Origin of the sequence: Mixta gaviniae, from assembly GCF_002953195.1 — a bacterium.
Taxonomy (GTDB): Bacteria; Pseudomonadota; Gammaproteobacteria; order Enterobacterales; family Enterobacteriaceae; genus Mixta; species Mixta gaviniae.
This window is the reverse complement of sequence record NZ_CP026377.1, coordinates 3,155,791-3,181,857: the sequence shown is the minus strand read 5'-3', so window position 1 is coordinate 3,181,857 and position 26,067 is coordinate 3,155,791. Positions and strand designations below refer to the sequence as shown.

General features: G+C 61.3%; 23 protein-coding genes and 1 pseudogene. 18 read left to right on the top strand and 6 right to left on the bottom strand.

The window, feature by feature from the left end:
• Positions 1 to 94 precede the first annotated feature (94 nt).
• Entirely contained in the window at positions 95 to 1,429 is a 1,335-nt protein-coding gene (fadL, locus tag C2E15_RS14745; protein ID WP_104958041.1) for a long-chain fatty acid transporter FadL, read from the bottom strand.
• A gap of 347 nt (positions 1,430 to 1,776) precedes the next feature.
• Between fadL and C2E15_RS14740 the strand changes: the two genes are divergently transcribed.
• From C2E15_RS14740 to sixA, 4 genes are all read left to right on the top strand, one after another.
• On the top strand, positions 1,777 to 2,073 hold the full coding sequence (locus C2E15_RS14740) for a YfcZ/YiiS family protein (RefSeq protein WP_104958040.1): 297 nt from the start codon (positions 1,777 to 1,779) through the stop codon (positions 2,071 to 2,073).
• A gap of 249 nt (positions 2,074 to 2,322) precedes the next feature.
• A complete protein-coding gene (gene fadI / locus C2E15_RS14735; protein WP_104958039.1) occupies positions 2,323 to 3,633 on the top strand; it encodes an acetyl-CoA C-acyltransferase FadI in 1,311 nt (436 codons plus the stop codon).
• Positions 3,634 to 3,637: 4 nt separating this feature from the next.
• A complete protein-coding gene (fadJ, locus tag C2E15_RS14730; RefSeq protein WP_104958038.1) occupies positions 3,638 to 5,791 on the top strand; it encodes a fatty acid oxidation complex subunit alpha FadJ in 2,154 nt (717 codons plus the stop codon).
• A gap of 170 nt (positions 5,792 to 5,961) precedes the next feature.
• Entirely contained in the window at positions 5,962 to 6,444 is a 483-nt protein-coding gene (gene sixA, locus C2E15_RS14725) for a phosphohistidine phosphatase SixA (RefSeq protein WP_104958037.1), read from the top strand.
• Between the two features lie 12 nt (positions 6,445 to 6,456).
• Here the strand turns inward: sixA and smrB are convergent, their stop codons facing one another.
• On the bottom strand, positions 6,457 to 7,005 hold the full coding sequence (gene smrB / locus C2E15_RS14720) for an endonuclease SmrB (protein ID WP_104959201.1): 549 nt from the start codon (positions 7,003 to 7,005) through the stop codon (positions 6,457 to 6,459).
• 165 nt (positions 7,006 to 7,170) lie between these two features.
• Between smrB and prmB the strand changes: the two genes are divergently transcribed.
• The 6 genes and pseudogenes from prmB (at position 7,171) to C2E15_RS14690 (ending at position 11,775) form a co-directional block, all read left to right on the top strand.
• Positions 7,171 to 8,103 carry a 50S ribosomal protein L3 N(5)-glutamine methyltransferase gene (prmB, locus tag C2E15_RS14715; RefSeq protein ID WP_104959200.1) on the top strand — a complete coding sequence of 311 codons (933 nt, stop codon included), beginning with the start codon at positions 7,171 to 7,173 and terminating at the stop codon, positions 8,101 to 8,103.
• 21 nt (positions 8,104 to 8,124) lie between these two features.
• Positions 8,125 to 9,210, top strand: coding sequence for a chorismate synthase (aroC, locus tag C2E15_RS14710; RefSeq protein WP_104958036.1), 1,086 nt, complete (start codon positions 8,125 to 8,127; stop codon positions 9,208 to 9,210).
• 3 nt (positions 9,211 to 9,213) lie between these two features.
• On the top strand, positions 9,214 to 10,038 hold the full coding sequence (gene mepA, locus C2E15_RS14705; RefSeq protein ID WP_104958035.1) for a penicillin-insensitive murein endopeptidase: 825 nt from the start codon (positions 9,214 to 9,216) through the stop codon (positions 10,036 to 10,038).
• Positions 10,039 to 10,046: 8 nt separating this feature from the next.
• Positions 10,047 to 10,846 (top strand): annotated as a pseudogene (locus C2E15_RS14700) (sulfite exporter TauE/SafE family protein).
• A 75-nt stretch (positions 10,847 to 10,921) separates the two neighbouring features.
• On the top strand, positions 10,922 to 11,464 hold the full coding sequence (locus C2E15_RS14695) for an elongation factor P hydroxylase (RefSeq protein WP_104959198.1): 543 nt from the start codon (positions 10,922 to 10,924) through the stop codon (positions 11,462 to 11,464).
• A gap of 29 nt (positions 11,465 to 11,493) precedes the next feature.
• On the top strand, positions 11,494 to 11,775 hold the full coding sequence (locus tag C2E15_RS14690) for a YfcL family protein (protein ID WP_038625004.1): 282 nt from the start codon (positions 11,494 to 11,496) through the stop codon (positions 11,773 to 11,775).
• A gap of 275 nt (positions 11,776 to 12,050) precedes the next feature.
• Here the strand turns inward: C2E15_RS14690 and mnmC are convergent, their stop codons facing one another.
• On the bottom strand, positions 12,051 to 14,060 hold the full coding sequence (gene mnmC / locus C2E15_RS14685; RefSeq protein WP_104958034.1) for a bifunctional tRNA (5-methylaminomethyl-2-thiouridine)(34)-methyltransferase MnmC2/FAD-dependent 5-carboxymethylaminomethyl-2-thiouridine(34) oxidoreductase MnmC1: 2,010 nt from the start codon (positions 14,058 to 14,060) through the stop codon (positions 12,051 to 12,053).
• A 158-nt stretch (positions 14,061 to 14,218) separates the two neighbouring features.
• On the opposite strand from mnmC, the gene fabB reads away from it, so the two are divergent.
• Together fabB and C2E15_RS14675 are read left to right on the top strand one after the other, a co-directional pair.
• Positions 14,219 to 15,436: a beta-ketoacyl-ACP synthase I gene (fabB, locus tag C2E15_RS14680; protein ID WP_104958033.1), complete on the top strand. Its 1,218-nt coding sequence runs from the start codon at positions 14,219 to 14,221 to the stop codon at positions 15,434 to 15,436.
• Positions 15,437 to 15,765: 329 nt separating this feature from the next.
• Positions 15,766 to 16,932, top strand: a complete 1,167-nt coding sequence (locus C2E15_RS14675) for an arabinose transporter (RefSeq protein ID WP_104958032.1) — start codon at positions 15,766 to 15,768, stop codon at positions 16,930 to 16,932.
• Here the strand turns inward: C2E15_RS14675 and pdxR are convergent.
• Complete coding sequence (pdxR, locus tag C2E15_RS14670) at positions 16,929 to 18,371, bottom strand: MocR-like pyridoxine biosynthesis transcription factor PdxR (protein WP_104958031.1); 1,443 nt, start codon at positions 18,369 to 18,371, stop codon at positions 16,929 to 16,931. The two genes, C2E15_RS14675 and pdxR, sit on opposite strands and share 4 nt — an antisense overlap.
• An 86-nt stretch (positions 18,372 to 18,457) precedes the next feature.
• On the opposite strand from pdxR, the gene C2E15_RS14665 reads away from it, so the two are divergent.
• Positions 18,458 to 18,910 (top strand): rhodanese-like domain-containing protein, encoded by a 453-nt coding sequence (locus C2E15_RS14665; RefSeq protein WP_104959197.1) that lies wholly within the window; start codon positions 18,458 to 18,460, stop codon positions 18,908 to 18,910.
• Positions 18,911 to 19,065: 155 nt separating this feature from the next.
• Here the strand turns inward: C2E15_RS14665 and flk are convergent, their stop codons facing one another.
• Together flk and C2E15_RS14655 are read right to left on the bottom strand one after the other, a co-directional pair.
• Entirely contained in the window at positions 19,066 to 20,103 is a 1,038-nt protein-coding gene (gene flk, locus C2E15_RS14660) for a flagella biosynthesis regulator Flk (protein WP_104958030.1), read from the bottom strand.
• Positions 20,104 to 20,312: 209 nt separating this feature from the next.
• Complete coding sequence (locus C2E15_RS14655; protein ID WP_104958029.1) at positions 20,313 to 21,224, bottom strand: DMT family transporter; 912 nt, start codon at positions 21,222 to 21,224, stop codon at positions 20,313 to 20,315.
• A gap of 121 nt (positions 21,225 to 21,345) precedes the next feature.
• On the opposite strand from C2E15_RS14655, the gene C2E15_RS14650 reads away from it, so the two are divergent.
• The 5 genes from C2E15_RS14650 to C2E15_RS14630 all read left to right on the top strand — a co-directional run bounded on the left by C2E15_RS14650 (position 21,346) and on the right by C2E15_RS14630 (position 25,957).
• A complete protein-coding gene (locus C2E15_RS14650; RefSeq protein ID WP_104958028.1) occupies positions 21,346 to 22,134 on the top strand; it encodes an AraC family transcriptional regulator in 789 nt (262 codons plus the stop codon).
• Positions 22,135 to 22,192: 58 nt separating this feature from the next.
• Positions 22,193 to 23,326, top strand: coding sequence for a 4-phosphoerythronate dehydrogenase PdxB (pdxB, locus tag C2E15_RS14645; protein ID WP_104958027.1), 1,134 nt, complete (start codon positions 22,193 to 22,195; stop codon positions 23,324 to 23,326).
• 115 nt (positions 23,327 to 23,441) lie between these two features.
• Positions 23,442 to 24,452, top strand: a complete 1,011-nt coding sequence (locus C2E15_RS14640; RefSeq protein ID WP_104958026.1) for an aspartate-semialdehyde dehydrogenase — start codon at positions 23,442 to 23,444, stop codon at positions 24,450 to 24,452.
• Positions 24,452 to 25,261 (top strand): tRNA pseudouridine(38-40) synthase TruA, encoded by an 810-nt coding sequence (truA, locus tag C2E15_RS14635; protein ID WP_104958025.1) that lies wholly within the window; start codon positions 24,452 to 24,454, stop codon positions 25,259 to 25,261. The genes C2E15_RS14640 and truA overlap by 1 nt, the downstream gene beginning before the upstream one ends.
• Positions 25,262 to 25,294: 33 nt before the next feature.
• On the top strand, positions 25,295 to 25,957 hold the full coding sequence (locus tag C2E15_RS14630; protein WP_104958024.1) for a DedA family protein: 663 nt from the start codon (positions 25,295 to 25,297) through the stop codon (positions 25,955 to 25,957).
• Positions 25,958 to 26,067 lie beyond the last annotated feature (110 nt).

Genomic DNA, 26,067 nt, shown 5'->3' with positions numbered 1-26,067 from the left:
CCCCGCCTTAGAAACAGGTTCTGGTACCCTGCGTGTTGCTTTCAGTACCAATAAAAAAGGCGGGAAATTCCCGTCTTTTTTTTCAATCGTGCAATCAGAAACGGTAGTTAAAGTTAGCGCCGTAGAGCCAGGCTTTGCCTTCCGAATCGAATTCATACGGCGTTGCGACGCCGTTACGCGCGGTAGCGACCGGATCGACCCCTTCATGTACCGTCACTTTCTGACCATGCATGTAAGAGACGCCGACATCTACCGAGGCGTTATCGTTAAAGGCGTATGAGGCACCGGCGCTCAGCCACAGACGATCCTGATCGGGAATGGAGATAGAGCGCTTATCGGCCGGAACCGGGCTGTCATCGAAGGCGATGCCGGCGCGGAAGGTCCAGTTCTGATCGTAAAAGTAGGTGGTGCCCAGCGCGATGCGGTAGGCATCCTTATAGCTTTCATCTTTATAGAACAGCTGTTGGCCGTTGCTGCCGGTCGCTTTCAACTCCTGGAACTGGCTCCAGCTGGTGTAGGCCAGGCTGTAGTGAACCGCCCACTGCGGCGCGACTTTATGATAGCCCGACACTTCCCACATCTCCGGCAGGTTCAGCGTCAGCGCGCCTGGGATAGTGCTGCCGTTGGTGCCGTAAGGCAGGCCAATCGGGCCGGTAATCGGGTTCGCCTGAGACGGAATCGAACTCTTATAGTCGCCGTCAAAATCGATCTTCACCTCAGAACGGTAAGTCAGGCCGAAGCGGTTGTTTTCATCCACCTCATACAGAATGCCGGCGTTCCAGCCGTAGCCCCACTCGTCGCCTTTCAGATGCGCGACCTGGGTATCGGCAGGCGCGGCAGGCAGGCCGACGGCAGGCAGTACGCCGCCATATTCGCCCAGATAGCGTTCAATCTTGGCGCGCGCGTAAACCGCGTCAAAGCCCACGCCGAAGCTGAGGTGCTGGTTCATGCGCCAGGCGGTGCTTAAATTAAAGTTGGAGGTCATCAGGTCGGTTTTGCCGCCGTAGGCGCCGCCGGCGTAATCATTATTAAATTCGGTGGCCAGACCGTAATTGGTGGAGGCGGAAGCGCCAATCCACCATTGATCGTTAATCGGCTGCACATAATGAATATTGGGCACCCACTGCGTCGGCGCGATATTGTCCGCCTTCAGACTGTTGCCGGAGCCGCTGTCGCCATCAATATTGACGTCAGGATCGATAAATACCGCGCCGACGGAAAACATCGGGCGATCCATCAATGCCATGGTCGCCGGGTTGCGGCTGGCTGATGCCGCTGTATCGCCCATCGCGCCTTCGCCGGAATAGGCGCGACCCAAACCAATCGAGGAGAACTCATTGAGCTGGAAGCCCGCTGCGTAAAGATTGGAGGAAGCAATTGCCACTGCAGCCGCCAAAGCTGACTTTGCACACAGGTTTTTATGGTTCATGACCACAACCTCATTATGTGATTTTTATAAATTCTGTTACACCAAGTAACAAGGGATCGGGGATTGTAGGGGCTGAAATACAACGCACAAATCAGACCAGTGCGCACAGTATAGGTCTGACCTGTGTATATGTTGCAATATTGTTTTTTAAATATTTCAAATATGATCTATGAAATAAGATCCACGTAGCAAATTTGCCGCCTCACTGCCTGCCCGACTGCGCTATTCCTGCGCCAGATCAATAATGTTAGTGATAGTCCTCACACTATTTCGTGGCGGCTGGCGGGGAGGGGTAAAATAGACCGCAATCTGGTTAATCGTTTAAAGCGAAATAGTGGGAGATAATAATGAGTGATGCTTTAAATAAATGCAGTACTAATGAAACCGCCGCCTGCTGCTGTGTCGATGTCGGCACCGTCATGGATAACAGCGACTGCACCGCTTCCTGGTCCCGTGTGTTCGATAACCGTCAGCAGGCGGAAGCAATGCTGGCGACCCTCAGCGAAAAAGCGCGCAGCGTTGAATCGGAACCGTGCGTTATTACCCCGCGCTTTACCGAGGTGGCCGAAGGCGTGCAGCTGGACGTTGATTTTACCTTTAGCTGCCAGGCGGAAACGCTGATTTTCCAGCTCGGCCTGCGCTAAACCTGGCCCGGTTTACGTTAAATTCCAGCCCGGCCTGCGCTAAATTCTGCGCTAACTTCCCGCTTGCGGCGTTGCTAAAACAGCGCCGCTCTTCCCGTGTCGCTCTCTTTTTTTACCTCTCTGCGGCAACTGTGCCGCCGCTCTCATTTTCTATCCCCGTTGCTGGCGCCTTGTTACAAACTGGTTAACACTGGGCAGGTCTGACCTCTTTGGCAATGATGCTGCGGTCGCGGTTAACAGGTGAGAATAATGAGCAGAGCGCTTCCTTTGCTGACGCGTCAGGGCGATCGCATCGCCATTACCCACGGGCTGCGCACGCCCTTCGCCCGTCAGGCGACGGCGCTGCACGGCATTCCGGCGATTGAGCTGGGACGTATGGTGGTCAGCGAATTAATGGCCCGCAGCCAACTGCCGGCGGAGATTATCGAGCAACTGGTGTTCGGCCAGGTGATCCAGATGCCAGAAGCGCCGAATATCGCGCGTGAAATCGTTCTCAGCAGCGGGCTAAATGTCCGCACCGACGCCTGGAGCGTTAGCCGCGCCTGCGCCACCAGCTTTCAGGCTGTAGCCAGCCTGGCGGAAAGCCTGCTGACGGGCAACGTCAGCGCCGGCATCGCCGGCGGGGCTGACTCTTCTTCCGTTCTGCCAATCGGCGTCAGTAAAAAGCTGGGCCGTACGCTGGTCGATCTCAGCAAGGCACGCACCTTAGGTAAAAAACTAAAACTGTTTAGCGCGCTACGTCCGCGCGATCTGCTGCCGGTACCGCCGGCGGTGGCGGAGTATTCTACCGGCCTGCGTATGGGCGATACCGCCGAACAGATGGCGAAAAGTCACGGCATCAGCCGCGAACAGCAGGATGCGCTGGCGCATCGTTCCCATCAGCGCGCCGCGCAGGCCTGGCGCGACGGCCATTTAGACAATGAAGTGATGACGGCTTACGTGCCGCCCTGGCGTGCCGCGTTTCGTCAGGATAACAACGTGCGCGAAAACAGCGTCGTCAGCGATTACGCCCGGCTGCGTCCGGCCTTCGATCGGCGCCACGGCAGTGTGACGGCCGCCAACAGCACGCCGCTTACCGATGGCGCCGCGGCGGTGATCCTGATGACCGAATCACGGGCGCGCGAGCTGGGTATTACGCCGCTCGGCTATCTGCGCAGCTACGCCTTTACCGCTACCGACGTCTGGCAGGATATGCTGCTGGGACCGGTTTATGCGACGCCGCTGGCGCTGGATCGCGCCGGGATTGCGCTACGCGATCTGACGCTGATCGATATGCATGAGGCGTTCGCCGCACAGACGCTGGCGAACCTGAAGCTGTTCGGCGACGCGCGCTTTGCCCGCGATATGCTGAATCGCCCGCAGGCGTTAGGCGAAGTGGATGAGGACAAATTTAACGTACTGGGTGGCTCTATCGCCTACGGGCATCCCTTCGCCGCCACCGGCGCGCGCATGATTACCCAAACGCTGAATGCACTGCGCCGTCGCGGCGGCGGCCTGGGGCTGGTGACCGCCTGCGCGGCGGGCGGCCTGGGCGCGGCGATGGTACTGGAGGTTGAATAAGGTTATGGAACAGCAATCCGCATTTCAGTTTAGCGTTCGCAGCGATAACGTCGGCGTCATCACCATTGACCTGCCGGGAGAGAAAATGAATACGCTGCGGGCAACCTTTATTGCGCAGATCCGTGCGGTCATCGCTGAGGCGCGGCAGCATGCGGCGCTGGCCGGGCTGGTGTTTATTTCCGGCAAACCCGATTCCTTTATCGCCGGCGCGGATATCAGCATGATTGATGGCTGCCACAGTGCCGACGAGGCGCGCCAGCTGGCGGAGCAGGGGCAGCGTATTATGTCCGAGATCGCCGCGCTGCCGGTGCCGGTGGTGGCGGCTATTCACGGTCCCTGTCTTGGCGGCGGCCTGGAGCTGGCGCTGGCCTGCGATTGGCGCGTCTGTTCACTGGATGAGAAAACCCTGCTCGGGCTGCCGGAAGTGCAGCTCGGACTGCTGCCCGGCAGCGGCGGCACGCAGCGTTTGCCGCGTCTGATCGGCGCCTCGCAGGCGCTGAACCTGATCCTGACCGGCAAAAGCCTGCGCGCCAGGCAGGCACTGAAGTTGGGGCTGGTGGATGATGCGGTGCCGCAGTCTATCCTGCTGGAAACGGCGGCGGCGCTGGCGCTGAAGGGCAAAAACCAGCGCCGGCCGCTGCCGCTACGCACGCGGCTAATGCATGGGCCGGCGGGGCGCGTGCTGCTGTTTAAACTGGCGGCGCGGCAAAGCGAGGCGAAAACCCACGGTAACTATCCGGCGACGCGCCGCATTCTGGAAGCGGTGCGCATCGGGCTGGAGCAGGGGATGCGCGCCGGTCACGAGGCGGAGGCGCTCGCCTTTGGCGAACTGACCATGACGCCGCAGTCAGCCGCTCTGCGCCATCTCTTTTTCGCCACCACCGCGATGAAAAAAGAGCGCGGCGCCGATGCACAGCCGTTGCCGTTGCATTCGGTCGGCGTGCTGGGCGGCGGGCTAATGGGCGGCGGCATCGCCGCCGTCACCGCCATCAAAGCGGGGCTGCCGGTGCGGATCAAAGATATCAGCGTGGAAGGGGTCAACCACGCGATGAAGTACAGCTGGGATCTGCTGAGCAAGAAAGTCAGACGCCGGCATATCACCGCTACCGCGCGTCAGCGGCAGATGGCGCTGATTACCGGCGCCACCGACTACAGCGGTTTTGCGCAGCGCGACGTGGTAATTGAGGCGGTATTCGAAGATCTGGCGCTGAAGCGGCAGATGGTGGCGGAGGTGGAACAGCACTGCGCGCCGCATACCATTTTCGCCTCTAATACCTCCTCGTTGCCGATCGCCCAGATCGCCGCACAGGCGCAGCGGCCGGAGCAGGTGATCGGCCTGCACTATTTCAGCCCGGTGGATAAAATGCTGCTGGTGGAAGTGATCCCACATCAGCAGAGTTCTGAGGCTACCATCGCCACTACGGTGGCGCTGGCTAAACGGCAGGGTAAGACGCCGATCGTGGTGGCCGATCGCCCCGGCTTTTACGTCAATCGCATTCTGGCGCCCTATATGAATGAAGCGATGCGCTGCCTGCTGGAGGGCGAGCCGATCGAAAATATTGATAAGGCGCTGGTGAAATTCGGCTTCCCGCTGGGGCCGGTGCAGCTGCTGGATGAGGTCGGCATTGACGTCGGCACCAAAATCCTGCCGATACTGGAGCAGGCCTGGGGACCGCGTTTCGCCGCGCCGGAGGCGTTTTCCGCTGTGCTGCGTGATAACCGTAAAGGGCGTAAAAACGGGCGTGGCTTTTACCGCTATGACGGGCGCGGCAAAAGCAGGCAGGCAGATAAAACGCTCTATTCTCTGCTGCAGATCCAGCCGCAGCACCGTCTGGACGGGGCACTTATCGCCCAGCGCTGCGTGATGCTGATGCTGAATGAGGCGGCGCGCTGTCTTGATGAGGGCATTATCCGTAGCGCGCGTGACGGCGATATCGGCGCGGTTTTCGGCATCGGATTTCCGCCTTTCCTCGGCGGACCTTTCCGCTACATGGACAGCCTCGGGGCCGCTAACGTAGTAAACACATTAGCCCGCCTGATGCATCAGTATGGCGACCGCTTTGCGCCGTGCGAAGCGCTGCGTCAGCGCGCCGAGCGTGGAGAAAACTTTTACAATTCTCCGGACGAAGCGAATACCCATAATGATTCAGCGGCTTAGCAAAGGCGCTTTTTTGCCGTGCCTGGCGCCATATTCCGTCAATAGGTCGTTTATTAAACAATCGGTTGACTATACTCAGGGCATTGGGTTACAACACAGCGTTCATTCGCAGAATGACGCGTCGGACAGACTGATGATCCGACGATTTTGTTAAACAACAGCGGTGCTTTATGCAAGTTTTTATCATGCGTCACGGCGACGCTGCACTTGAGGCAGCCAGTGATTCTGTGCGGCCTTTGACCCATTGCGGCTGTGATGAATCACGCCAAATGGCGAGCTGGCTCAACAGCCAGACACTGGATATCGAACGGGTGCTGGTTAGCCCCTATCTGCGTGCGGAGCAGACGCTCGCCACGGTTCGCGAGGCACTGCAGCTGCCGCAGGAGCAGGAAGTGCTGCCGGAGCTGACGCCGGGCGGCGATCCGGCGCTGGTCGCCTGCTATATTCAGGCGCTGGCGAAAGAAGGGGTCGCCTCGGTATTGGTTATCTCCCATCTTCCGTTAGTCGGCTATCTGGTGTCGGAACTCTGTCCGCAGGAGCCGCCGCCGATGTTCGCCACTTCCGCGATCGCCTGCATCGATTTTGATGCCGACAAGAGCGAAGGCGCCTTAAAATGGCAGGTCAGCCCCTCCAAGCTCGCCAAAGCGATGTAACGCCTCAGGCCGTCAGGGTAATTCCGGCGGCTGCCACTCCTCCACCTCAATCAGCACCAGCAGGGCCGCATCGCCGCCAAAGGCTTTTGGTGCCTGGTGAAAGGCCATCACGTAGGGATGCTGCGCCAGCCACAGCGGCGTCTGCTGCTTCAGAATATGCTTGCCGTGCCCATGCATCACGCTGGCGCAAAAAATATGCTCGCGTCGACAGGCAGCGATCAGCGCGCCCAGCTCCTGCTTGGCCTGCTGCTGCGTCAGCCCGTGCAGATCGAGAAAAATTTCAGGCGTATAGTTGCCGCGCCGCAGCTTCTTCAGCTCATAATGACTGACATCGCCGCGTACATAGCGCACCGGGCCATCCTCAGCCAGCAGCGGCTGGAACTCATCGGAAAAATAGTGGCTGTTGTCCGCCTGCTCCGACAGCTGACGCTTTAGCGACACCTCCGCTTTTTTGCGCGGCGGCTGATGCACCAGCGTATCCTGCTTTAGCTTGCGGGTGCCGGTCATCAGCTGACGAAAAAGCGCCTTATCTTCAGCGCTGAGCTGCTCTTTTTTCTTCATAATGCCTGATTTCTGATAGTTAACGGGCGCAGGCCGCGCGGCCTGAGGGCTACGATAACCCGCATTGTAAACAAAAGTCAGCTTTTTCACGTCCCTGCGCTGAATTCTCGCCCACTTCATGGCAAACTAACTGCCGTAACTACGGAACGGCCTGTGGAGGGCAACTTGGACAAAATTTTCGTCGATGAAGCAGTGAATGAACTGCACACCATTCAGGATATGCTGCGCTGGGCGGTGAGCCGTTTCGCGGCGGCCAACATCTGGTATGGCCACGGCACGGACAATCCCTGGGACGAAGCTGTTCAGCTGGTTTTGCCAACCCTTTACCTGCCGCTGGATATTCCTGAAGAGATGCGCAACGCGCGTCTGACCTCCAGCGAGCGCCACCGCATCGTCGAACGTGTGATCCGCCGCGTCAACGAGCGCATTCCGGTTGCCTATCTCACCAACAAAGTCTGGTTTTGTGGCCATGAGTTCTATGTCGATGAGCGCGTACTGGTCCCGCGTTCGCCGATTGGCGAGCTGATCAACAGCCGCTTCGCTGGCCTGCTGAACCATACGCCGCAGCACATTCTGGATATGTGTACCGGCAGCGCCTGCATCGCCATTGCCTGCGCCTACGCCTTCCCGGAGGCGGAAGTGGACGCGGTCGATCTCTCTCTCGATGCGCTGGCGGTTGCCGAGCAGAACATTGAAGAGCATGGCCTGATCCATCATGTCACCCCGATCCGCTCCGACCTGTTCCGCGATCTGCCGAAGCTGCAATACGATTTGATCGTCACCAATCCGCCTTATGTCGACGCGGATGATATGGACGACCTGCCGAATGAGTATCGCCATGAGCCGGAGCTGGGCCTGGCGGCGGGCAGCGACGGGCTGAAGCTGGTGCGCCGCATCCTGGCCTGCGCGCCGGACTATCTGCAGGAAGAGGGCGTGCTGATTTGCGAAGTCGGTAACAGCATGGTGCATATGATCGCGCAATACCCCGACGTGCCGTTCACCTGGCTGGAATTTGATAACGGCGGCGACGGCGTATTTATGCTGACCCGTCAGCAAATTGTCGACGCACAACATCACTTCAAATATTTCAAAGATTAATCGCACAATAACGGAGCCGAGATGGCAGGCAACACGATTGGACAGATTTTTCGCGTCACCACCTTTGGTGAATCCCACGGCATCGCGCTGGGCTGCATCGTTGACGGCGTGCCGCCCGGCATCCCGCTCACCGAGGCGGATTTGCAGCACGATCTCGACCGGCGTCGTCCGGGTACCTCGCGCTATACCACCCAACGCCGCGAGCCGGATCAGGTGCGTATTCTCTCCGGCGTGTTTGAAGGCGTTACCACCGGCACCAGCATCGGGCTGCTGATTGAAAACACCGATCAGCGCTCGCAGGATTACGGCGCCATCAAAGATCTGTTTCGTCCCGGCCATGCCGACTACACCTACGAACAAAAATATGGCGTGCGCGACTACCGCGGCGGCGGCCGCTCTTCGGCGCGCGAAACGGCGATGCGCGTAGCGGCGGGCGCCATCGCCAAAAAATATCTGCAGATGAAATTCGGCGTGCAGGTGCGCGGCTATCTGTCGCAAATCGGCGATATCGCCTGCGAGCTGAAAGAGTGGGACCAGGTGGAACAGAATCCGTTCTTCTGTCCCGATCCCGACAAGCTGGAGGCGCTGGATACGCTGATGCGTGCGCTGAAGAAAGAGGGCGACTCTATCGGCGCGAAGGTCACGGTGATGGCGGAAAATGTGCCGGTGGGCCTCGGCGAGCCGGTGTTCGATCGTCTGGACGCCGACCTGGCGCACGCGCTGATGAGCATTAACGCGGTGAAAGGGATTGAAATCGGCGACGGCTTTGCGGTGGTCAATCAGCGCGGCAGCCAGCATCGCGATGAGATCCGCGCCAGCGGTTTCCAGAGCAACCACGCCGGCGGCATTCTCGGCGGCATCAGCAGCGGCCAGCCGTTGATTGCCCATCTGGCGATGAAGCCCACCTCCAGCATCACCGTGCCGGGCAACACCATTACCCGCGACGGCGAAGAGGTGGAGATGATCACCAAAGGCCGTCACGATCCCTGCGTTGGGATCCGCGCGGTGCCGATCGCCGAGGCGATGATGGCGATCGTACTGATGGACCATCTGCTGCGCCATCGCGCCCAGTGCGCGGACGTTTCCACCACTATTCCACGCTGGTAACGCATGAGAAAAACGCTCTCCCTGCTGGCCGCGCTGCTGCTCAGCGCCCCGGCGCTGGCGGCGACGCCGTGGCAAAACATTACCCATCCTATCGCCGGGTCGCCGCAGGCGATCGGCGCTTTCGCCAACGGCTGTATTGTCGGTGCCGAAGCGCTGCCGCTGAATAATCCGGCCTATCAGGTGATGCGTCAGGATCAGCGCCGCTATTTCGGCCATCCCGACCTGATCCTGTTTATTCAGCGACTTACCACTCAGGTGCATAACCTCGGGCTGGGCCAGGTGCTGATTGGCGATATGGGCATGGCGGCGGGCGGCCGTTTCAGCAGCGGACACGCCAGCCATCAGAGCGGGCTGGATGTCGATATCTGGCTGCAGCTGCCGAAAAGCCGCTGGACGCCACAGATGCTGCTGAAGCCGCAGCCGCTCGATCTGGTCAGCACTGACGGCAAGCGCGTGGTGGCGCGTCACTGGCAGCCGGAAATCGACAGTCTGATCAAGCTGGCGGCGAAAGATGAGCAGGTTACGCGCATCTTCGTCAATCCGGCGATCAAAAAGCAGCTGTGCGCCGATGCTGGCAGCGATCGCGACTGGCTGCGTAAGGTGCGCCCGTGGTTCGGCCATCGCGCCCATATGCATGTGCGTCTGCGCTGCCCGTCAGAAAGCCTGGAGTGCGAAGATCAGGCGCCGCCGCCGCCGGGCGACGGCTGTGGGGCCGAGCTGGAAAGCTGGTTCCTGCCGAAAAAACCGGGCGGCGGATCGCCGGTGAAGCGCGAGCCGCCGCCGCTGCCGCCATCCTGTCAGGCGCTGCTGGATAAACATCTACTTTAGGATCTTACATGGACTGGTGGGTTGTCTCCCCGGAGATGCTGGGGTGCTGTTTTTCGTCGCGATGCTGGCATCGTTTATCGATTCGATCGCCGGCGGCGGCGGGCTGCTGACCGTGCCTGCGCTGCTTTCCGCCGGGTTGTCGCCCGCGCAGGTGCTGGCAACCAATAAGCTGCAGGCGGTGGGCGGCTCCTTCTCCGCCAGCCTCTACTTCGTGCGGCGTGGCGCGGTCAAGCTGCGCGAACAGCGGCTAAATATCGCCATGACCTTTGTCGGCGCGGTCAGCGGCACGCTGCTGGTGCAGCATATCCAGTCCGATTTTTTGCGCCAGGTGCTGCCGCTGCTGATTATCGGCATCGGTCTCTATTTTCTGCTGATGCCACGGCTGGGCGAGGAAGATCGCCAGCGGCGGCTGGATGGCGTCGCTTTCGCGCTGGTGGCGGGCGGCGTGGTCGGCTTTTACGACGGCTTCTTCGGCCCGGGCGCCGGATCTTTCTATGCGCTGGCGTTCGTTACTCTGGCGGGCTTCAACCTGGCGAAATCCACGGCGCACGCCAAGGTGCTGAACTTCACCTCCAACTTCACCAGCCTGCTGTTTTTTATTCTCGGCGGCAAAGTGGTCTGGGGCGTCGGCCTGGTGATGCTGGTGGGATCGGTATGCGGGGCGCGTCTCGGTGCGCGCATGGTGCTGTCGCGCGGGCAGAGGCTGATCCGTCCGATGGTGGTTATCGTCTCGGTAGTGATGAGCAGCAAGCTGTTGTATGAAGATTACGGCGCGGCCATTGGCCACTGGCTGACGCACCTCTGGTGATAATGCTCGTCAACCCGAACGCTAAATGCGACAATTGCGCGTTTTTTTCAGCCGACAGTTACAGATATGGACACGATGCATCACCATTACCAGGACCTGATTACGCTCTTTGATCGCTGCTTTCAGGATGATTTTCAGACCCGCTTAATCCGGGGCGACGACGAGCCCGTCTACCTGCCGGCGGATGACGCTTCGCCGTGGCATCGCGTGGTGTTCGCGCACGGCTATTACGCCAGCGCGCTGCATGAGATCTCGCACTGGTGCATCGCCGGCGCCGAGCGCCGCAAGCTGGTCGATTTCGGCTACTGGTACTGTCCTGACGGGCGCGATGCCAATACGCAGCATCAGTTTGAGTCGGTTGAAATTAAACCCCAGGCGCTGGAGTGGATGTTCAGCGTTGCGGCGGGCTTCCCCTTCAACGTGAGTTGTGACAATCTCAATGGAGATTATGAGCCGGATCGCATCGCTTTCCAGCGTCAGGTTCATGCTCAGGTGATGCACTATCTTGAAAACGGCATTCCGGCGCGCCCGGCCCGTTTTATCGCTGAATTACAGCGTTTTTATCACACGCCCCCGCTGACGGCGGCGCAGTTTCCCTGGCCGGAAGATCTGCGCTGAACGGAGGCGCGACTTAATGAGGAATTGAGATGATCGCAGAATTTGAAACGCGTATTCTGGCCCTGATTGACGATATGGTCGAGCATGCCAGTGATGATGAGCTATTCGCCAGCGGCTACCTGCGCGGTCACCTCACTCTGGCGGTTGCCGAGCTGGAGCAGAGCGGTGAACATACCGCGGAAGCGTTGCAGATCCATGTGCAGAACAGCCTGCAAAACGCCATTGCCGCCGGCGAGCTTTCGCCGCGCGACCAGGCGCTGGTGATCGGCATGTGGGATAACCTGTTCCTGCAGGCGCGCCAGCCCGCCTGAGCCTGACTGGCATGTAAAAAAGCGGCCCGCGGGCCGCTTTTTTATTGTGTGGAGCAGCACAGGCGTGGGCGCTGTTGGACATTATGGCGCTTTCTTTGCCGCCGTCTGCGCTTTCTTTGCCGCCGCCAGCGCTTTCTTTGCTACCGTCTACGCCGGCTAATGACGCAGATTAGCCGGTGCCAGCCCGCGGCTTTTTCTTTTTATAACGCTGGAATCCGACCATGATGAAGCCGGGTTGTTAGTCACGTAAATCGCGGTGAGGCAACATCTTCTCTTCAGCTTACCGCTTTCCCTTTCAGCAGTTTACGCACCCAGTAACGGTTCGGATTGAGCGCCGCCAGCGTAGCGCGATCCAGCGGTAACGGTTCGGCGCACAGCTGCGCCGCCAGCACCTCGGCCGCCAGCGGCCCGCTGCACAGGCCGCGCGATCCCAGCGCGCCCAGCACAAACAGGCCCGGCCAGACCGGCGCCGACGCGATCGCCGCCTGCTGCGCGCGCTGGCGCGGCAGATCCTGATAGCGCGCCAGCGTGGCGGCGTAGTCGGGCAGGTTACCGACAAGCGGCAGATGATCGCGCGTGGCGCAACGCACGCCGTTGCGCGCCTCGCCGGCGCTGACATCCACCGCCCGGGTCCAGTCGCACTGCGGCAAACAACGCAGCAGACGTTCCCGATTCTCCTGCTGATCCGCCTCGCGGTAGGCCACGGAAGCGTCGCCGCGATGATAGCTGGCGCCGATGCAGTGGGTGCCGAGCGCCGGGCTGACCGGCGTCAGGTAGCCCTCATAACACAGCACCTGCCGCAGAGACGCCAGCCCGTCGCGGGAGGGAATATGGCTTACCTGTCCGCTGACTGCATAGGCGGGCAGTTTTTCGCTCTGCGCCAGCGAGGTGATGGCGTGGCCGTTGGCCAGCACTACGTTGCTCTCGCGTGCCATCGCGCCGTCGACAAAGCAGAGTCGCCAGCCGCCATCTTCCGGCTCCAGCCTCTCCAGCCGGTGTCGCCAGCGAACCTGCAACCCCTGCTGCTGCGCCAGCGCAAACAGCGCGGCGGTTAGCTCGCCCGGAGCCAGCCAGCCGCCGGCAGGGTAGTGAATGCCGCCGCAGCCGAGCGGTACGCCCGCCAGCCGTTCAGCCTGGTCCGCGTTCACGCCCTGCGCCAGTGCCTGCGGCAGCCCCATCGCCAGCATCTGCTCAATCTTCTCGGCGCTCTTCTTATCCCAGCCAAGCTGCGTAACGCCGCACCAGTCATGGGCAAAACTCACCGGCAGCGCATCGTAGAGCCGACGCGCAAAGCCGAAAGCGGCGGGGAAGAACTGCGCCAGCGCCGGGTCGTGCTGATTAAGCAAAGGATAGAGCGCGCCCTGGCGGTTGCCGGAGGCGTTTTGCGCCGGCGCGTCGTCGGCGCAGTAAAGGGTGACCCGTTTGCCGCGCCGCAGCAGTGCCAGCGCCAGTAGCGCACTGGCGATGCCGCCGCCGATAAGCGCGATATCGTCTCCTTCGGCGGCGGAGCGCGCATACCAGGGCGCGGCGTGGGGCAGCTCAGGCGCCTGCTCCAGCGCGCCGCACAGCATTTCACGCTTGCGGCCGAAGCCTTTGCGTTTACCCGCTCCGAAGCCCGCCTGCTGCAGGCCGCGACGTACGAATCCCGCTGCCGTAAAGGTGGCGAAAGTGCCGTCGGGCCGCGCCAGCCGCGCCATGGCGTCAAACAGCGCCGGCGTCCACATATCGGGGTTTTTCGACGGCGCGAAGCCATCCAGAAACCAGGCGTCAACGCTACGCTGCAGGCTGTCATCAAAATGGTGGATAAGCGTATTAACATCGCCAAACCAGAGATCCAGCGTGACGCGCCCGCCATCCAGCAGCAGGCGATGGCAGCCCGGCAGCGGCAGCGGCCACTGACGTCGTAGTTCGTCTGCCCAGGGCGTCAGCTCGGGCCAGCGCGCATGGGCGGCGGCGAGATCTGCCTGCGCCAGCGGGAATTTCTCCATACTGATAAAGTGCAGCCGCTGCAGGTTCGCCTGCGGTTGCGCCTGGCGGAAGCGATCGAAAGCGCGCCACAGGGTCAGAAAATTCAGCCCGGTGCCGAAGCCGGTTTCTGCGGCGACAAACAGTGCGCGCGGATGGGTGGCGAAGCGGTCGGGCAAATTATTGCCGCCCAGAAAGACATATTCCGTCTCTTCCAGACCGTTCTGATTAGAAAAATAGACGTCGTCAAATTCTCGGGATACAGGTGTACCCTGGTCGTTCCAGTCCAGTTTTGCGTGTTCTATCGGTGCGTTGTTCAACGGGAATGGCTCATTTATCAGGCAGTGGCGGGATTTTATCGAGACCGGTCACATCACGCAAATTTACACAACAATTTCGCTGATCGGACTTGTTCGGCGTACAAGTGTACGCTAGAGTGCGTGTCAAATCCTAATAGTGATATGGAAGAGGTATTTGAATGAAACGTGCGGTGATTACTGGCCTGGGGATCGTTTCCAGCATTGGTAACAACCAGGAAGAAGTCCTGGCATCTCTGCGTGAAGGTCGCTCTGGCATCACCTTCTCCCAGGAGATGAAAGATTCCGGCATGCGTAGTCACGTCTGGGGTAACGTTAAACTTGATACCACAGGCCTCATCGATCGCAAAATTGTGCGCTTTATGAGTGACGCGTCCATTTATGCTTATCTCTCTATGGCTGAAGCGATTAAAGACGCCGGCCTGAGCGACGAGGTTTACCAGAATAACCCGCGCGTCGGCCTGATCGCCGGTTCCGGCGGCGGTTCTCCGCGTTACCAGGTGTTCGGCGCTGACGCAATGCGCAGCCCGCGCGGCCTGAAAGCGGTAGGCCCGTACGTGGTCACCAAAGCGATGGGCTCCGGCGTCTCCGCCTGCCTGGCGACGCCGTTTAAAATCCACGGCGTGAACTACTCTATCAGCTCCGCCTGCGCCACTTCCGCGCACTGCATCGGCAACGCAGTAGAGCAGATCCAGCTGGGCAAACAGGATATCGTTTTTGCCGGCGGCGGCGAAGAGCTGAGCTGGGAAATGGCCTGCGAGTTTGACGCAATGGGCGCGCTCTCTACCAAATATAACGAAACGCCGGAAAAAGCCTCCCGTACCTATGACGCCAACCGTGACGGTTTCGTCATCGCCGGCGGCGGCGGTATGGTCGTGGTTGAAGAGCTGGAGCATGCGCTGGCGCGCGGCGCGCATATCTATGCGGAAATCGTTGGCTACGGCGCGACCTCCGATGGCGCGGACATGGTTGCTCCATCAGGCGAAGGCGCGGTGCGCTGCATGAAGATGGCGATGCAGGGGCTCGATACCCCGATCGACTACCTGAACACCCACGGCACCTCCACGCCGGTCGGCGATGTGAAAGAGCTGGGCGCCATCCGCGAAGTGTTCGGCGAACAGCAGCCGGCGATCTCCGCAACCAAAGCGATGACCGGTCACTCGCTGGGCGCGGCGGGCGTACAGGAAGCGATCTACACCCTGCTGATGCTGGAGCATGGCTTTATCGCGCCGAGCATCAACGTGGAAGAGCGCGATGCGGCGGCGGAAGGGATGAATATCATCACCGAAACCACCGAGCGCAAGCTGACGACAGTAATGTCCAACAGCTTCGGCTTCGGCGGTACCAACGCCACGCTGACCATGCGTAAATATCAGTAAGCGATACGTTACTATCAGCCCGGCTTCCCGCCGGGCTTTTTTTTCGCCGGTGCGCTTCCGCGCGATGCGTGGTTTTTTGCGAGAAGACGCGCATTCCCGCAGGTGAAAAGCAAAAAGCCGCCCGCCGCTGTTGGTGCCGCGCGGACATCTCTATTACACTCCCTGCCAGCGCCTGACGCATCCGCGCCGCGCCGTTTCCCGTTAACAATATCGTCATGATATTGCGTAAGCGTTCACGTCAACCAACGCACCCGCTCCGGCCTGTAAGGCTGGCTATCGGGGCGCACGTGGCTGATATGCGCCTGCAATAATCAGGAGAACCGTGACGAATGTCCGAGACGACAATCCACTCTTCACAAAGCAAGGCGCTTATCGCCTGCACCTCTTTCGCCGTTTTCTTAACTTATCTTACCGCCGGGCTGGCGCTGCCGGTCATCCCGCTGTTTGTGCATCAGACGCTGGGCTACAGCAACCTGATGGTGGGGGTGGCGGTGGGCGTTCAGTTTTTCGCCACGCTGCTGACGCGCAGCTTCGCCGGCAGACGCGCCGATCGGCACGGGGCGAAAATCACCACCCAGCAAGGCATGCTGGCGATCGCGCTGGTCGGCGCAGCCTATCTGCTCGCCGCCCAGCTGCCGCTGGCTGCCGCCGGGAAATTCGCGCTGCTGGTGGCAGGGCGTTTGCTGCTGGGCTTTGGCGAAAGCCTGTTACTGACCGGTAATATGACCTGGGGGCTGGGGCTGGTGGGGCCGAAGCGTTCCGGCCTGGTGATGTCATGGAATGGCATGGCGATTTACGGTGCGCTGGCGGCGGGCGCGCCGCTGGGGCTGTGGATCCATACGCGCTGGGGTTTTAGCGGGTTGGGCGCAGCGGCGCTGCTGCTGCCGCTGATCTCGCTGGCGCTGAATGGCTGGATCCGGCCGGTGCCGGTGCAGGGCGGCGAACGCCCTTCGCTGTGGCGCGTGGTCGGGCAAATCTTTTCGCCAGGCTGCGCGCTGGCGCTGCAGGGCGTAGGCTTTGCCGCCATCGGCACCTTTACCTCGCTCTGGTTTGCGGAGCGAAACTGGGGCAACGCCGGTTTCGCCCTGAGCGCCTTTGGCTGCGCCTTCGTGCTGATGCGCATCTTCTTTGGCGCGCTGCCGGACAGGCTCGGCGGCCGTCGCGTGGCGGCGGCGTCGCTGGCAATTGAGGTGGCGGGGCTGCTGCTGATGGGCTTCTCTACCAGCGGCGCGATGGCGTTGGCGGGTGCCGCACTGACCGGCTGTGGCTGCTCGCTGGTCTTCCCGGCGCTCGGCGTTGAGGTGGTGAAACGGGTGGCGCCGCAGGTACGCGGCACGGCGCTTGGCGGCTTCGCTGCTTTTCAGGATATCGCCTATGGCGTTACCGGGCCGCTGACCGGCCTGCTGGCGACCTCGCTCGGCTACGGCGCGGTCTATTTCGCCGCCGCCGCCTGCGCTGCGCTCGGCATGATGCTGTCGCTCGCCATCAGAGGCTAAGGCCGGAAAAGGGCGGCCAGCTTGTTGACTCCGGCGATAATCTCCGCGCGCTCCAGCGCGGCGAAGCCGAGCAGCCATCCCTGCTGCTTTGGGAATTCAGCCCCCGGCCAGCAGGGCGCAAGGCGTGGCAGCAGCAGCTGTTGCTGCGCCGCGCGCCGCGTTAGCGCCGCCTCCTCTCCCTGACGCAGCAGGGCGGTCATCTGCAGGCCGCCGCGGCAGGGCAGCAGCTGCAGCGGATCGGAGAGGCGTGTATTCAGCTGCTCCTGCAGCAGGTCGCGGCGGCTCTGGTAGAGCTGGCGCATCAGACGCAGGTGCGCCGCATAGTGCCCCTGTTCGATAAAAGCAGCGGTCACTGCCTGCGGCAGCAGCGCGCTGTGCCCGTCCATCACGCTGCGCAGGCGCATCAGCGGGTCGATAAACGCATCCGGCACCACCATCCACGCCAGCCGCAGCGAAGGGAACAGCGATTTGGAGAAGGTGCCAAGGTAGATCACCCGGCCATCAGGCCGCAATCCCTGCATGGCGGGCATTGGCTGCGCGTCGTACCAGAACTCGCTGTCGTAATCATCCTCCACGATCCAGCTCTGTTTTTGCTCCGCCAGCGTCAGCCATGCCAGCCGCCTCTCCAGGCTGAGCGGCGCGCCGGTGGGATACTGATGGGAGGGGGTCAGGTAAATCAGCCGTGGCGCGCCGTTGGCAGGCGGCACGGCTCCCCGTTCATCGACCGCTACGCCGCTAATATGGGCGCCTGCGCAGAGAAAAGCGTGGCGCGCGCCCGGATAGCCGGGGTTTTCCATCCACACCTCCTCTCCGCTATCCAGCAGCAGCAGCGACAACATCTGCAGCGCCTGCTGCGAGCTGGTCAGTACCATAATCTGCTCGGGCACGCAGCGCACCCCGCGCGCCTGCGCCAGATAAGCGGCGATCGCCTGACGCAGCGGCAGCCAGCCCTGTGGATCGCCATAGCGCATCAGCGTGCTGCCCAGCCGCTGCTGACGCGCGGTAAGGCGGCGCCACAGCTGATGAGGAAAGGCGCGCAGTTCCGGCGAGCCCGCCGCGAATGCCTGAGGGTAAAGCGGATCCTGACAGCCACCGCTCGCCACCACCGTTGCGGCGCGACGTGAAAGGGTAACGTTCTGCGGCACGCCGCCAGCGGCCGGCTTAACGTCCGGCGCGCGCAGGGTCACGGCGACAAAGGTGCCCTGGCCAGTTTTGCGCATCAGATAGCCTTCACTTTCCAGCTGGCCGTAGGCGGCTTCCACCGTAACGCGCGAAAGCTGCAGCTCCACGGCCAGCAGGCGCGAAGAGGGCAGACGGTTGCCTGCCGTCAGGGCGCCTTCGCCGATCGCCTGGCGCAACGCGTTACAGAGGCGATCGCGCCGGGTGGCGCTGTGTTGCGCGGAGTAGAGCATCAGAATACGGGCGCTGAGGGCAGCCATAATGGGTCTTATCGATAGGGTGGAATGGGTATCCTGCATCATACCGATACGCCATTATGATGGAAGAAAAACCACAGGAGAAAACCATGAACCCTTTATCCACCGTACTGTCCTTTCCTCCGCCTGACGCTGCCGATAGCGCGGCCTGGCTGGCGCGCAAGCTCGCTTATTACGCCGACGCCTGGGACGTTGCCGAAGATTTAGCCAACGGCATTGAAGAGATTGTGGTAATCGACGCGCGCGCGCCGCAGGCCTGGCGTGCGGGCCACATCTGCGGCGCCGTTAATTTTCCCCACCGCGATATGACGCCGGAGCGGCTGGCGCAGCTCGACCGAAGCAAAGTTTACGTGACCTACTGTGACGGCATCGGCTGCAACGGTTCGACCAAAGCGGCGTGGAAGCTGGCCAGCGCCGGCCTGCGCGTGAAGGAGTTAATCGGCGGGCTCGATTTCTGGCGGCGCGACCAGCATCCGATCGTCGAGGGGGATGCGCCGGGCGAATGGCCGCAGCAGGCGGCACGCAGCGACTGCGGCTGTTAGCGCACGACGCTGCGGCGGCGGTTAACGGCGCGGTGGTGGTCAGAAAACGCAGATGCGCGGCGGCCGGTTGGATCTCAACTGGCCGCAGGCATTAGGGAGCGCAGGAAGCGTGGGGGATCAGAACAGCCGCCGTAGCAGCGCGGCCCGGGAGCGGATCAGAACACCAGCCACAGCAGCAGTACGACTACCACCATGACAATAAAGGCGCCCAGCATCGGCCGGTCCGCCAGCGGCTGCAGCGGCGCGGGCAGCCACGGGATCTGCGGGTTATAGATCGGCTGCGGATTGATTTCGCTGTCGGCGCGCAGCGTTTCGCTCTCGCTGACCCGCTCGGCGCGGCGGGAAAAGAGCAGATTCAGCAGATCCTGCGCCTGCGCGGCAGTCAGCACCGTTTGCGGCGTCGCCTGAAAACGCTGCTGGCTGTAATCCTCCAGCAGCTGTTGTTCGGCGCGATCCGGCGGGTGCTTCAGCGCCGCCTCCAGCATTTGCAGCGTTGGCGCGTGCTGCTGGCTCAGGGTCTGGCGCACCTGGAGATATTGTGTCAGCAGCGGGAAATGGCGCGACGGGATCGGATCGCCGCTTTTCAGGCCCACCAGTTTCAGGGCGGCGGTCCATACCGAGGAGGATTGCTCGCCGGTAGCGGCGGCCAGCTTCACCACCTGCTGATTCAGCGTCTGATGCTCCGCCGGCAGCAGGGTACGATCGCTGTTGCGGGTCAGCTGTGGCTGCGGAATGGTCATCTGGCCGTTTTGCAGCATAGTCAGCACCTGACGCAGCTGATCCTGCGACAGCGAACTTAGCACCGTATGGCCAAACTGCTGACGAATAAAATCACTCACCGCCTGACGATTATTGCCCTGCGGCAACAGTCCGGTCAGCTGCTGCAACAGCTGGCGCGTGGCGTGGTTGTTCTGCACCTGCGACAGCCTGCCATTAAGGAAGTTTTCCGCCGCGGGGAAGTGACGCGACTGCAGCTCCGCATCGTTTTTCACCCCAACTTCATGGCGCAGCCCCGCCCACAGCTCAGGCGCCTTTAAGGTGCTGAGCGACATGATGCGGACCACTAACCGTTCCAGCGTGGTGCGCTGTGCCGGAGAAAGGGGCTGTTCGCCAGGCGTGCCGCCGCGAGGAGGCTGGCCGGGTACAGTTGTGCGATCGCCCTGGGGCGCGCCGGGGCCAGTAACAGGTTGCATGGCGGAATCCTTAAAACGGCGGGTCAATATCCGGGGCGCGCCGGAAAAGTGGAATAGGGCGCTATGATACCAATCCTGGCATAGAAAAATCCAGGGGCGAGGCGCGGCTAAAGAGGGGATTTTTCCCCGGAACGGTCAGCCTCTCGCCGACGCAGCGGCTTTTTCGTTAGCACCGGCCGCGTCGGGAGAGAAATCGCGCAGGTCAAGGCTCAGGAAGCGGCGTCTTTTTCCGCTGTCGGCGCGGCGCGGCGGCTAAAAAGCGGCGCGCGCAGGCGCTGCGCGATAATCACGCCAAGCAGCGTGACGCCGCCGCCGATAAAGTGATAGCTGTGCAGCGTTTCATGCAGAAACAGCACGGCGATAACGGCGGTAAAGATCGGCACCAGATTCATAAAGATGCTGGTGGTGCTGGCGCCCATGCGTAGCACGCCCTGGATCCAGAGAAACGGCGCGATAATCGAAGCGGGGATGCCGGCGAACAGCACCAGTGGAATATTGTCGGCGGTCAGGCTGACGTCCGGCGCGCGTAAAAAGTTAGGCAACAGCAGCAGCACGCCAAAAAAGATCTGCACATAGAGGCTCTGCCAACCCGGCAGGGCGATCGCCCAGCGTTTGGTCAGCACGCCGTAGAGCGCATAGGAGGTCGAGGCGGCGAACATCATTAGCTCGCCGGTGCCCAGCCCGTGCGTCAGCAGCTGCGCGGGATTGCCCTGGCTTACCAGCCAAATCAGCCCGCCAAATGAACAGAGCGTGCCGAGCAGAATGCCGAGCGTCGGCGCGACGCGTAATATCACCACGCTCAGCAGCACCGTCAGCAGCGGGATCAGCGCGTTCAGGATACCCATAAACAGCGCAGTGACGCTGTGCGCCGCATAGTAAGTCAGACACTGATAAAGCACCATGCCCAACAGCCCCAGTACCAGCAGCTTCCACCCTGATTTCGCCACCTCGCGGCGATTGCGCCAGACGGCGGGCAGCACGAATGGCGTCAGCGCCACCAGCGCCAGCAGCCAGCGATAGAACGAGATGGCTGCCGGATCGATGGCGCCGGCGGAAAGTTTGCTGACAATGGCGTTGATTGACCAGATAAGTACGGCAAAAAGGGGAAAAAGAAAGCTCATCGTTATCTACCTTTAATCGAATAGCGAGCAGTGTACGCTTGTCCGTTTTCAGACAGATAATTAAAATCTGACAAAATTACTCACCGACCGGACAGATCGCCGCACCGTTTATGGAGAACAGATGGTTCAGCTTGTTTATCAGGAGCCGGCGCACGCCGACGATTTTCGTTTCTTCCTGCGCTATGAGCAGACCAACGCGCGCACCGAGTACCTGTCGCACACCCATCGCTGGGGCCAGCTGATTTTTGTCGAGGGCAATGTGCTGCAGATCGACGTTGAAGGCAAGCGGCTGCTTACCCCGGCCGCGTTTCCGGTCTGGATCCCGCCGCAGCGCGAACACGCCAGCTATAACCATAAGCATGCCCGCCTGCTGACCTTTAACATCGCCGCCGCGCTCTGCGACGGCATGCCAACGCAGCCCTGTCTGATTCAGGCGGGGCCGATCGTGAAAGCGATCGTGGATGATTTCGCCGCGCGTCAGCTGCATCTGCCGCAGAGCGAAGCCGATATGCGCCTGTGCGAAGTGGTGCGCGACCAGCTGCTGCTGGCGCCGACGCAGGAGAGCTATCTGCCGCGCTCGACGGACAAATATCTGGCGCCGATTCTGCAGGCGCTGGAAAACCATCCCGGCGACACCACCACCATCGCGCAGTGGGCGCAGCGCGTCTATACCACCGAACGCACGCTGGCGCGCCGCTGTCAGGCGCAGCTGGGCATGTCGCTCAGCGAATGGCGCCAGCGGCTGCGCTTTCTGCATGCGGTTTCGCTGCTGGAGCAGGGGCGATCGGTGCAGGATATCGCGCTGGAGCTGGGCTACAGCTCCGCCTCGGCGCTGATCGTGATGTTTCAGCAGCAGGCGGGCACCACGCCGGAGCGCTACCGCGCCGGACGGCGGCACGTTGCGGCATGAATTTCCGCCATGAGTATGGCAACATACCTCTCTTTTCAGTCGATGCAGGAAAGCCGTAGTGAAAATTCTGGTAGATGAAAATATGCCCTACGCCCGCGAGCTGTTCAGCCGCACGGGCGAGGTGATCGCGGTGCCGGGCCGCCCGATTCCGACGGCGGCGCTGGACGACGCCGATGCGCTGATGGTGCGATCCGTCACGAAGGTGAACGAAACGCTGCTGGGCGGTAAGGCGATTAAGTTCGTCGGCACCGCCACCGCCGGCACCGATCATATCGATGAGGATTTTCTGGCGCGTCAGGGCATCGGCTTCTCCGCCGCGCCGGGTTGCAACGCCATTGCGGTGGTGGAGTATGTCTTCTCCGCGCTGTTGATGCTGGCGGAGCGCGACGGCTTTCAGCTTACCGACCGTACCGTCGGCATTGTCGGCGTCGGCAATGTCGGCGGCCGTTTGCAAAAGCGGCTGGAAGCGCTGGGCGTGAAAACGCTGCTGTGCGATCCGCCGCGCGCCGATCGCGGCGATGCGGGCGATTTCCTGCCGCTGGAAACCGTGGCGGCGCAGGCGGACGTACTGACCTTCCATACACCGCTGTTTAAAGCGGGCCGCTATCAGACGCTGCATATGGCGGACGAGGCGCTGCTGCGCGCGCTGAAGCCCAACGCAATTTTAATCAACGCCTGTCGCGGGCCGGTGGTGGATAACGCGGCGCTGCTGCGCGTGCTGCAGCAGCGCGACGATCTCAGCGTGGTGCTGGACGTCTGGGAGCCGGAGCCCGATCTTAACGTCGAGCTGCTTGATCGCGTCGATATCGGCACCGCGCATATTGCCGGCTACACGCTGGAAGGCAAAGCGCGCGGCACGACCCAGGTCTTTGAGGCCTGGACCCGCTTTATCGGCCAGGCGCAGCAGGTCTCGCTGGAGACCCTGCTGCCGGCGCCGGAGTTTGGCCGTATTACCCTGCACGGCCCGCTCGATCAGGCAACGCTAAAACGTCTGGCGCATCTGGTGTATGATGTGCGCCGCGATGATGCGCCGCTGCGCAACGTCGCCGGTCAGCCGGGCGAGTTCGACCGCCTGCGCAAGCAGTATCAGGAGCGCCGTGAATGGTCGTCGCTGCATGTGCAGTGCGATGACGCCGCGGCCGCCGCGCTGCTGCATAAGCTGGGCTTCAATGCGGTTCATCAACCCGCATAACCCACATGATTGCGACTGTTGCCAGAGCCGAACGGCGGCAGGGGAATAATCTGAATCAACGGGCGGTGAATATCACCGCCTTCTGTTTTTATGTCATTGTCTGGAGTAAACCACCATGTCTGACGGCTGGAATATTGCGCTTTTAGGCGCGACAGGCGCAGTAGGGAACGCTTTACTGGAACTGCTGGCGGAACGCCAGTTCCCGGTGGGTGAATTGTATCTGCTGGCAAGCGAGCGTAGCGCCGGTGAGAGCGTGCGTTTCGACGGCAAATCGCTGCGCGTACAGGATGCCGCGGAGTTCGACTGGTCGCAGGCGCAGCTGGCCTTTTTCGCCGCCGGCCGCGAAGCCTCGGCGCGCTACGCTGAAGAAGCGGCGAGCGCCGGCTGCCTGGTGATCGACAGCAGCGATCTGTTCGCGCTGGAGCCGGATGTGCCGCTGGTGGTACCGGACGTCAACCCGCAGGTGCTGGCGGATTACCGCAACCGCAATATCATTACCGTTGCTGACAGCCTGACCAGTCAGCTGCTGTGCGCCATCAAGCCTCTGGTCGAGCAGGCGGGCCTGGCGCGTCTGCAGGTCACAAATCTGCTGTCGGTGTCGGCGCAGGGCAAGGCGGCAGTCGATTCGCTGGCGGGCGAAAGCGCGCGTCTGCTGAATGGCGTGCCGGCAGAAGATCATCATTTCGGCCGCCAGCTGGCGTTCAACATGCTGCCGCAGCTGCCGGACCGCGAGGGCAGCGTCGCCAGCGAACGTCGCCTGGTCGATCAGGTACGTAAGGTGCTGCAGGACGAAGGGCTGCCGATCGCCGTCAGCAGCGTGCAGGCGCCGGTGTTCTACGGCAATGCGCAAATCGTGCATTTGGAAGGGCTGCGTCCGCTGTCGGCAGAAGAGGCGCGCGACGAGCTGGCGCGTATGGATGAGGTAGTGTTGTCGGATGAGAACGACTATCCGACCCAGGTGACCGACGCCTCCGACAACAGCAACCTGAACGTCGGCTGTCTGCGCAACGATTACGGCATCCCGGAGCTGCTGCAATTCTGGTCGGTGGCGGACAATATCCGCTTCGGCGGCGCGCTGATGGCGATCAAGACCGCCGAGAAGCTGGTGCAGGAGTACCTGTACTGATGACGGAGGCGGTAAACGGCGTCTGTAAACTGGCGCTTGGCATTGAATATGACGGCAGCCGTTATTACGGCTGGCAGCGGCAGCAAGAAGTGCGCAGCGTGCAGGCGCGTCTGGAGCAGGCGCTGTCGCAGGTAGCCAACCACGAGGTCACGGTATTTTGCGCCGGCCGCACCGACGCCGGCGTTCACGGCACCGGGCAGGTGGTGCATTTTGAAACCACGTCGGTGCGTAAGGATGCGGCCTGGACGCTGGGCGTCAACGCCAACCTGCCGGACGATATCGCCGTACGCTGGGTCAAGGCGGTGCCGGAGGCGTTTCACGCGCGCTTCAGCGCCACGGCGCGGCGCTATCGTTACGTGATTTACAACCACCGGCTGCGCCCGGCGATCCTGAACGGCGGCGTGACGCACTACCATCAGCCGCTGGATGCGGAAAAAATGCATCGCGCCGGACAGTGCCTGCTGGGCGAAAACGATTTTACCTCGTTTCGCGCCGTGCAGTGCCAGTCGCGCACACCATGGCGCAATGTGATGCATCTCAACGTCAGCCGCCACGGCGCGTATGTGGTGGTGGATATTAAAGCTAACGCCTTTGTGCATCATATGGTGCGCAATATTGTCGGCAGCCTGATGGAAATCGGCTGCGGCAACCAGCCGGAAAGCTGGATGGCTGAACTGCTGGCGGCGAAAGACCGCAAGCTGGCGGCCGCAACGGCGAAAGCGGAAGGCCTCTACCTGGTCTCCGTCGATTACCCGGCGCGTTTCGCCTTACCGACCCCGCCGATGGGGCCGTTATTTCTTGAAGACTAACATTCAGGCGCTGCCGCTCACTAAGGAAGAGTTATGGATCTAATCCGTTTTGTTGTCGATTTTATCCTGCATATCGATGTTCATCTCGCCGAGCTGGTGGCGCAGTATGGCATCTGGATCTACGCCATTCTGTTTCTGATCCTGTTTTGCGAAACGGGCCTGGTGGTGACGCCGTTTTTGCCGGGCGATTCGCTGCTGTTTGTCGCCGGCGCGCTGGCGGCGCTGCCGACGAACGATCTGAACGTGCATATGATGGTGACGCTGCTGGTGATTGCGGCAGTGCTGGGGGATGCCGTTAACTATATGATTGGCCGGCTGTTCGGCGAAAAGCTGTTCAGTAACCCCAATTCGCGCATTTTCCGTCGTAGCTATCTTGATAAAACCCACGCGTTTTACGAGCGCCACGGCGGAAAAACGATTATTCTGGCGCGCTTTGTGCCGATCGTTCGCACCTTCGCGCCGTTCGTCGCGGGGATGGGGCATATGTCTTATCGCCACTTCGCGCTGTTTAACGTCACCGGCGCGCTGCTGTGGGTGCTGCTGTTCTCCTACGCGGGTTACTTCTTCGGCGCGCTGCCGATGGTGCAGGAAAACCTGAAGCTGCTGATCGTGGCCATTATTGTGGTTTCCGTACTGCCAGGCGTGATTGAAGTATGGCGTCATCGCCGTGCGGCGCGGCGGCAAAAACAGCGCTAAACCATCAGCGCTGACGGGTACGACCAGATTTTTATCCACAGCGCGAAACGGTTATGGTTTAATGGGTGACATTTATGGTCTGCTGAAGACGGCTTCAGCAGCAACAAGAA

Coding starts and splice junctions, on each gene's coding strand:
- C2E15_RS14695 (WP_104959198.1), top strand. CDS start 10,922: ATGCATCACCATTACCAGGACCTGATTACGCTCTTTGATCGCTGCTTT.
- fadL (WP_104958041.1), bottom strand. CDS start 1,429: ATGAACCATAAAAACCTGTGTGCAAAGTCAGCTTTGGCGGCTGCAGTG.
- C2E15_RS14655 (WP_104958029.1), bottom strand. CDS start 21,224: ATGAGCTTTCTTTTTCCCCTTTTTGCCGTACTTATCTGGTCAATCAAC.
- C2E15_RS14630 (WP_104958024.1), top strand. CDS start 25,295: ATGGATCTAATCCGTTTTGTTGTCGATTTTATCCTGCATATCGATGTT.
- flk (WP_104958030.1), bottom strand. CDS start 20,103: ATGCAACCTGTTACTGGCCCCGGCGCGCCCCAGGGCGATCGCACAACT.
- sixA (WP_104958037.1), top strand. CDS start 5,962: ATGCAAGTTTTTATCATGCGTCACGGCGACGCTGCACTTGAGGCAGCC.
- aroC (WP_104958036.1), top strand. CDS start 8,125: ATGGCAGGCAACACGATTGGACAGATTTTTCGCGTCACCACCTTTGGT.
- C2E15_RS14640 (WP_104958026.1), top strand. CDS start 23,442: ATGTCTGACGGCTGGAATATTGCGCTTTTAGGCGCGACAGGCGCAGTA.
- C2E15_RS14665 (WP_104959197.1), top strand. CDS start 18,458: ATGAACCCTTTATCCACCGTACTGTCCTTTCCTCCGCCTGACGCTGCC.
- smrB (WP_104959201.1), bottom strand. CDS start 7,005: ATGAAGAAAAAAGAGCAGCTCAGCGCTGAAGATAAGGCGCTTTTTCGT.
- pdxR (WP_104958031.1), bottom strand. CDS start 18,371: ATGGCTGCCCTCAGCGCCCGTATTCTGATGCTCTACTCCGCGCAACAC.
- fadI (WP_104958039.1), top strand. CDS start 2,323: ATGAGCAGAGCGCTTCCTTTGCTGACGCGTCAGGGCGATCGCATCGCC.
- C2E15_RS14740 (WP_104958040.1), top strand. CDS start 1,777: ATGAGTGATGCTTTAAATAAATGCAGTACTAATGAAACCGCCGCCTGC.
- C2E15_RS14650 (WP_104958028.1), top strand. CDS start 21,346: ATGGTTCAGCTTGTTTATCAGGAGCCGGCGCACGCCGACGATTTTCGT.
- truA (WP_104958025.1), top strand. CDS start 24,452: ATGACGGAGGCGGTAAACGGCGTCTGTAAACTGGCGCTTGGCATTGAA.
- C2E15_RS14690 (WP_038625004.1), top strand. CDS start 11,494: ATGATCGCAGAATTTGAAACGCGTATTCTGGCCCTGATTGACGATATG.
- mepA (WP_104958035.1), top strand. CDS start 9,214: ATGAGAAAAACGCTCTCCCTGCTGGCCGCGCTGCTGCTCAGCGCCCCG.
- fadJ (WP_104958038.1), top strand. CDS start 3,638: ATGGAACAGCAATCCGCATTTCAGTTTAGCGTTCGCAGCGATAACGTC.
- C2E15_RS14675 (WP_104958032.1), top strand. CDS start 15,766: ATGTCCGAGACGACAATCCACTCTTCACAAAGCAAGGCGCTTATCGCC.
- fabB (WP_104958033.1), top strand. CDS start 14,219: ATGAAACGTGCGGTGATTACTGGCCTGGGGATCGTTTCCAGCATTGGT.